We start from the raw sequence: 6,188 nt of genomic DNA, 5'->3' as shown, positions 1-6,188 counted from the left end.
TTTGAGGACAGGCCCTAGGCGCGCTCAACGAGGCGCACCGGCGCGGTTTGCGCGTGCCCCAGGACCTGACCGTGACCGGCTTCGACGGCATCACCGAGGCCGAGCGCGCCGGGCTGACCACGGTTCGCCAGCCCGTGCTGGAGAAGGGCCGCGCCGCCGGACGGCTGCTGATGGACAACGCCGACCACGGCCGCCCGCGCACCGTCACCCTCGACACCGAGCTGGTCATCGGCACCACCGCCGCCGCCCCCAAGCCCGTCGACCAGTGGTACGGCCCCTGACCCTCCACCTCGCACTCCGCCTCGGCCGGAGCCGTTGTCCCTGAACGGGTCGTTTGGTGCGCTCAACGCACTGAACGACCCGTTCAGTGCGTTCAACGCACCAAATGGGCCGTTGGGGGCCGTCGAGCCGAAGCACCTGAATGACTCATTCAGCACGTAAGCGGCCGGGTTGGGGTGTCTTCAAGACCAGCAAACCCCCTGTTGACCATGCCCGACCTCGCTGCGGGCCGACTCGTCAACCACATGAACGAGTCATTGGTGTGGTTGAACGTGCTGAACGAGTCATTGAGGGCGGTCAACCACCTCAACGAGTCATTCAGCACGTAAGCGAAGCGGAGTAGGGCCTAGCCGAAGGGGATGAGGGAGTCGTCGGGGTCCTCGTCGGTTGGCGGGTCGACGCGGGTGACCTTGCCGTTGTGGTCGACGACGGCGTTCCACCCCCACGGGAGCTGCACGCGGTTGTCGCGGTTGGTCAGCTCGACGTCCTGCAGGCCGATGAGCTCGTCGCCGATGGTGGCGTCGGCGAGCACGAGCGTGGCGATGGTGGACTCGTCGAAGAGCACGCCGTGGTGGAAGTGCGACCGCTGCATGTCGACGTACTTGGCGGCGGAGATGCCGAAGAAGACCGGGGTGTCCCAGAACTCCGCCTCGACCGCGCGCAGCTCGCCGAAGAACTTGGTGCCGCTGAAACTGATCGGCCCCCACACGTGGCCGCGGCCGAGGTCGACGTCGCCGGAGAACTGGCAGCCGTCGAAGGTGGTGTCGCCGTAGATCTGGGCGCCGCGCAGGGTCAGCGTCCCGAGCTTCGCGTTGGGCAGCGCCAGGTGGTCGAGCACGGCGCCGGTCAGGTCGAGGGTGCAGCCGGGCTGGTTGTGCAGGGCGTCGCCGATCAGGCGCTGCGCGGCCATGCGGACCTGGCGCTCGCGGTCCACGCCGGGGTCGCTGCTGAACTCGCTGTCATCGGGCTCGTAGTCGGTGGGGACCTCGGTCTCCGAGCGGTAGCGGTGCCGCAGGTCCCGGTAGCGCGGGTGGTCGAAGGGCCGCCGCAGGTACGAGCACAGGATGTCCACGACGGTCTGCGTGCGGTGCGGGTGGCTGCGGGCGAGCCCGGCCAGCGCGTGCAGCGCGCCGACGCGGACCTGGTCGGCCTCGTGCCCGAGCAGTTCGATGCCGCGGGCGAAGCGCTCGTCGGCGGTCTTCTCGCGCTCGTGCTCGGTGCGCAGCCGCTCCAGCTCCTGCCGCTCGTGCTCCAGCTTCTGCCGATCCTCCTCGACGACCTGCCGCGACTCGTCGGTGCGGCGCCTGCGGTCGTTGAGCCACAACGCGTACAGGGCCACGATCGAACCGGACGCGAGGCCGCCGGTCTTGAGCGCCTCGGTGCGGTTGACGTAGGGGTCGGTGGCGATCAGCCAGCCGACGACGACGCACATCGCGGCCGCCGCGCCGAAGATCGTGGTGGTGAGCATCGGCGCGTACCTGGCCGGGTTGGTCTCCCTGCGCCGCCGGTGCACGACGAAGAACGCGAGCGCGGCCAGCAGGCACGCGCCGCCGCAGCCGAACCACACCCACTTCTCCATGACGCGATTGTCGCGCGTGGACGGTGGAATGCCGATCATGTTCACCTTGTTGTCCCACAACGAAGGGCCGTCCACCCGGAGAGGTGAACGGCCCTTCGGCGCAGGACGTCAGGACGTCAGCGCTTCTTCTTGATCTTGGTGAAGGTCGCCTTCGCGATGTCGGCCTTCTTCTCGCCGGAGCGGGGAGCCTGAGCGCCCCAGTTCAGCGAGGTGATCCAGAGCTCGTCCTGCGCGTCCCGGAAGGACAGCACGACCTGGGAGTCGCGGTAGCGCGCGACGCTCGGGTCGGTCGCCGAAGCGGGGGCGTTGGCCGCCAGCCGCTCCCACGGGTGGAACGTGCCGTCCGCCTTGCGCTCGGTGAAGTGCAGCGCGCCCGCCGCGTCCCGCGCGGCGATGCCGAGCGAGCCGGTCGGCGTGTGCACGGCCTGCGGCTCACCCACGGCGGTCAGTCCCGGGACGGCCTGCCACTTCTGGCCGACGAAGCCGTTGTTGTCCTCGGCCATCGCGTAGACCTGGCCGTCCGCCCCGCGCACGGCGAGGTCGGATCGGTTGTCGCCCTTGGTGATCGCCGAGACCTGGCCGGTGATGCCGCTCTCGGTGCCGAGCTGGGTCCAGCGGGAACCGTTGTCCCCCAACGGAACCAGGTCGGTGGAGACCTCGGTGGCGAACAGCTTGCCAGTGCGGTCGGCCGCGATGATCCGGATGGAGTCCGGCTTCGTCGAGTAGTGCACGCTCTGCACGGTCGGCGCGGTGGAGCTGAGCACCGGAGCGCCCTCGGCCGGAACCCGAATCCGCTTCCACGACGGGAAAACGCCGTTCTGGCGGTTCTGCACCCTGCCCCAGAGCTTGCCGTCGGCGTCGATCGCGACGGCCACGGCCTGGCCGGGCTGCGGGGTCACCAGCGTGGTCGGGCTGGACATCCTGCCGGTGCCCTCGCCGACCGGGGACCACTGGCTGTCCAGCCTGCTGTCGCGCACGCCGCTGTCGGCGCCCTGCGCGGCCAGCTGGAGCGAGCCGTTGTAGTTCTCGGTGAGCGACGGCGTTCCGACGAAGTTGTCGTAGCCCTCGACGACCCGCCACACGCCCTCGTCGGACGGGTTCGCCTGCGAGAGGTGGAACATCGTGCGCTGGTGGTCGACGAACACGTGCTCGACCCGGCCGTCGCGCCTGGCGAAGAGGTTCGTGCGCGAGTTCGGCTTCGCCCCGATCTGCGGCGCCTCCGGCGTGCTGAGGGTGTTCTCGAAGCACTGGTTGGTGAACGCGGTGATGTCCGCGTCCGCCGTCCAGCCCGAGACGAGCACCTTGCCGGAGCGCGGGTCCAGCTTGCCGTCGGTGACCCGGTGCCACTTCAGCTGCCCCGAGGTGGTCATGCCGTAGATCAGGCCGCCGCCGGGGGAGAACAGGCGGGTGAAGTTCTGCCAGCCGCCGTTGCCGATCTCCACGCCGACCTCGTCGATCCAGCGGTCGGACGCGGCGTTGTGGTGGTGGCGGAACAGCCTGCCCTGGGCGTCACGGCCGAAGATCGCGCCGTCCCACGAGGTGACGACCGCGTTGTACTTGTCCCAGCCGGTCGCGAGCAGCCGCGCCGGGCCCCACGCGTGGGTCTGCGGGTTGTACGGGTTGCGCCACAGCTCGCCACCCGGCTCGATGGTGACCATCGCGCCGGTGTTGTCGAAGGAGATCCGGTTGCGGAACTCCGGCGTCAGGAACTTCTTGACCCAGTCACCTCGGGCGATGACGTCGAAGGCCTGTCCGGGCGGCGGGGCGTCCCAGCCGTTGCCGTTCCAGCGCCAGCGGTGGATCTCGCCTTCCTTGATCAGCGCGAAGACGCTGCCGTCGTGACCGGCGATGGTGCGGCCGGTCCAGCCGCCGCTGAGCAGCCGGGCCTGGCCCCAGCGGGCCTCGCCGCCGACCGGGTCCTCGTGCTTGTTGAGCCAGAGCCCGCCGTTGGGGTCGACGCCGAGCGTCTGCACGGGCGGGTTGCACAGCAGCTCGGCGGCCTTGGCCTTCGGAGCTGCCGTGGCGGCGCCGCCGCCGAAGAGCAGCGTCGAGCCCAGCGCGGCGACTGCCGCGAGAGCGGTGATCCTCACTTGACCATCACCTTCTTGGCCTTGGCGAAGCTGACCTTGGCGGAGCGCTTGGCGGTGGTGCCGGGCGCCTGCTTCTGGTTCCACTCCAGGGTTCCGATGTAGATCTGGTCCTGAGCGTCGCGGAAGCTCATGACCACCGAGTTGGCGCCGTAGCGGACCAGGCTCAGCTCGGTCGCGGACATGCCCGCGTCGCTCACCAGCTCCCACGGCAGGAAGCTGCCGTCGCCGCCCTGCTCGGTGAAGTACAGGGCGCCGTCGGCACCCTTGGCGCTGATCGCGGGAACCCCGTTCGGGCTCGCGACGACCTGCGGCTCACCGGCGAAGGTGCGGTCGCCCACGACCTTCCAGGTGGCGTCCTTGAAGCCGTCCCACTTGTTGGAGCCCGTGATCACGCGGACCTTGCCGTCGGTCCCGCGCGCGACAACGGCCTGGCCGCCACCCGGCAGCTCGGTCACGGTCGGACGGCTCGCGAACGTCACGTCGGAGGCGAGCTTGCGCCAGACGGTGCCGGTGCTGGGCACGTGGTCCGCCGCGAGGTCGACGTACTGAATGCCGCCCCACTTGTCGAGCCCGAAGACCCGGTTGTACTCACCCGCGCGCAGCACTGCGGGCGCGTCGGCGACGAAGTTCGTGGTCTCCGGGTACACGGAAAGCTTGCGCCACGGGCCGAACGCGCCGTTCTGGCCGACCTGCGTGCGCTGCCACAGCCACCCGCCGCCGTCGAAGGCGTAGATCGACAACTCGTTGCGGTTGTTGCGGATCAGCGCGGGCTCGCCGGCCATGCGGCCGTTGAGCGCGTCACCGGGCTGCCAGGTGGTGCCGAAGGTGCTGCGCTGCATGTCGGAGTCGACGTTGTGCGTCACCAGGTGCTGCGTGCCGTCGGCGGACTGCCCGAAGACGGGAGCGCCGTTGGCGCCGTCGTGCCCGCGCGCGAGGTGCACCTCCAGCTCCAGGTTGCCGGGAGCCTGCTGGATCGCGTCGGCCACCAGACGGTCGTTGGACACGAAGCTGTGGTGGATGCGCCCGTCAGGGGTGACCGAGAGCGTGGTGCGGCCGTGCTCCTTGCGCCACACGTCGGGGCGCCCGGGCAGCAGCGGCGGCGACGGCGGGCACTGGTTGGTGAACGCGGTGATGTCCGCCTCCGCCGTCCAGTTCGAGATGAGGACCTTGCCAGAGCGCGGGTCCAGCTTGTTGTTGGTGACCCGGTGCCACTTGAGCTCACCGTTCTTGGTCATGCCGTAGACGATGTCGCCGCCGGGGGAGAACAGCCGGGTGAACTCCTGCCAACCACCGTTGCCGATCTCCACGCCCGCCTCGTCGATCCAGCGCTGCGTGATGGCGTTGTAGTGGTGGCGGAACAGCTTGCCCGCGTTGTCGCGGCCGTAGATCACGCCGTCGAAGGTCGTGAAGATCGCGTTGTAGCGGTCCCAGCCCTTGGCGAGCATGCGCGCCGGGCCCCAGACGCGGGTCTGCGCGTTGTACGGGTTGACCCACAGCTCACCGTTGGGCTCCACGGTGTACATGTGGTTGAAGCCGTCGAAGGCCACGCGGTTGCGGAACTCCGGGTTCAGGAACTTCTTGACCCACTCGCCGCGGGCGATGACGTCGAAGGCCTGTCCGGGCGGCGGCGCGTCCCAGCCGTTGCCGTTCCAGCGCCAGCGGTGGATCTCGCCCTCCTTGATGAAGGCGTAGACCGAGCCGTCCGGGCCCGCGATGGTGCGGCCCGTCCAGCCACCACCGAGGAGCCTGTTCTCGCCCCACCGCGCCTCGCCGTTGGCGGGGTCGAGGTGGTTGTTCAGCCAGAGGCCGCCGTTCGGGTCCACGCCGAGCGTGCGGATCGTGCTGCTGCAGGTCAGCTCCTGCTGCGGAGCCTTGGGCGAAGGTGCGGGCGCGGGCGCGGCCTGTGCCGCACCGGAGAGGACCAGCGTCGAAGCGACGGTGGCCGCTACCGAGAGCGCGCGGAAACGCGCGCCCGTGTTACTGGGCGTCATTTGTGTGTTTCCCCCATGCCGATTCCGGGCTCTGGAGCGAGCACCGGCATCCCCGACGCGGCCCGCTCGTGAGAGCGCTCCGCAGTGGTGAGCATTCCGGGGAAACGGACGCCGGTCAATGTGCCAAATGCCGCAAAGTCCCAGCGTAACGGCACAAAAAGGGCCCGCCGCCCCTACTACGGGACGGCGGGCCCTGACAAGAAATTTCAGTCTTGCTTCGACAGGAGTTGTGCGCAGCGGATGAGTCCG

3 protein-coding genes and 1 pseudogene are annotated in these 6,188 nt (G+C 69.6%); 1 reads left to right on the top strand and 3 read right to left on the bottom strand.

The features are described from left to right. Window positions 1–11 precede the first annotated feature (11 nt). Window positions 12–281 (top strand): annotated as a pseudogene (locus tag CCN37_RS24845) (substrate-binding domain-containing protein); the annotation flags it as partial. A gap of 344 nt (window positions 282–625) precedes the next feature. Here the strand turns inward: CCN37_RS24845 and CCN37_RS24840 are convergent. From CCN37_RS24840 to CCN37_RS24830, 3 genes are read right to left on the bottom strand one after another with little or no spacing between them, the layout of a single operon-like run. Then, window positions 626–1,933 carry a hypothetical protein gene (locus CCN37_RS24840; protein ID WP_086825232.1) on the bottom strand — a complete coding sequence of 436 codons (1,308 nt, stop codon included), beginning with the start codon at window positions 1,931–1,933 and terminating at the stop codon, window positions 626–628. Window positions 1,934–1,974: 41 nt separating this feature from the next. Further along, window positions 1,975–3,948: a tachylectin-related carbohydrate-binding protein gene (locus CCN37_RS24835; protein WP_168200842.1), complete on the bottom strand. Its 1,974-nt coding sequence runs from the start codon at window positions 3,946–3,948 to the stop codon at window positions 1,975–1,977. Then, on the bottom strand, window positions 3,945–5,939 hold the full coding sequence (locus tag CCN37_RS24830; RefSeq protein ID WP_086825230.1) for a tachylectin-related carbohydrate-binding protein: 1,995 nt from the start codon (window positions 5,937–5,939) through the stop codon (window positions 3,945–3,947). The genes CCN37_RS24835 and CCN37_RS24830 overlap by 4 nt, the downstream gene beginning before the upstream one ends. Window positions 5,940–6,188 lie beyond the last annotated feature (249 nt).

The organism is Allokutzneria sp. NRRL B-24872, from assembly GCF_002155965.1.
Taxonomy (GTDB): Bacteria; Actinomycetota; Actinomycetes; order Mycobacteriales; family Pseudonocardiaceae; genus Allokutzneria.
This window is presented reverse-complemented; position numbering and strand designations above follow the sequence as displayed.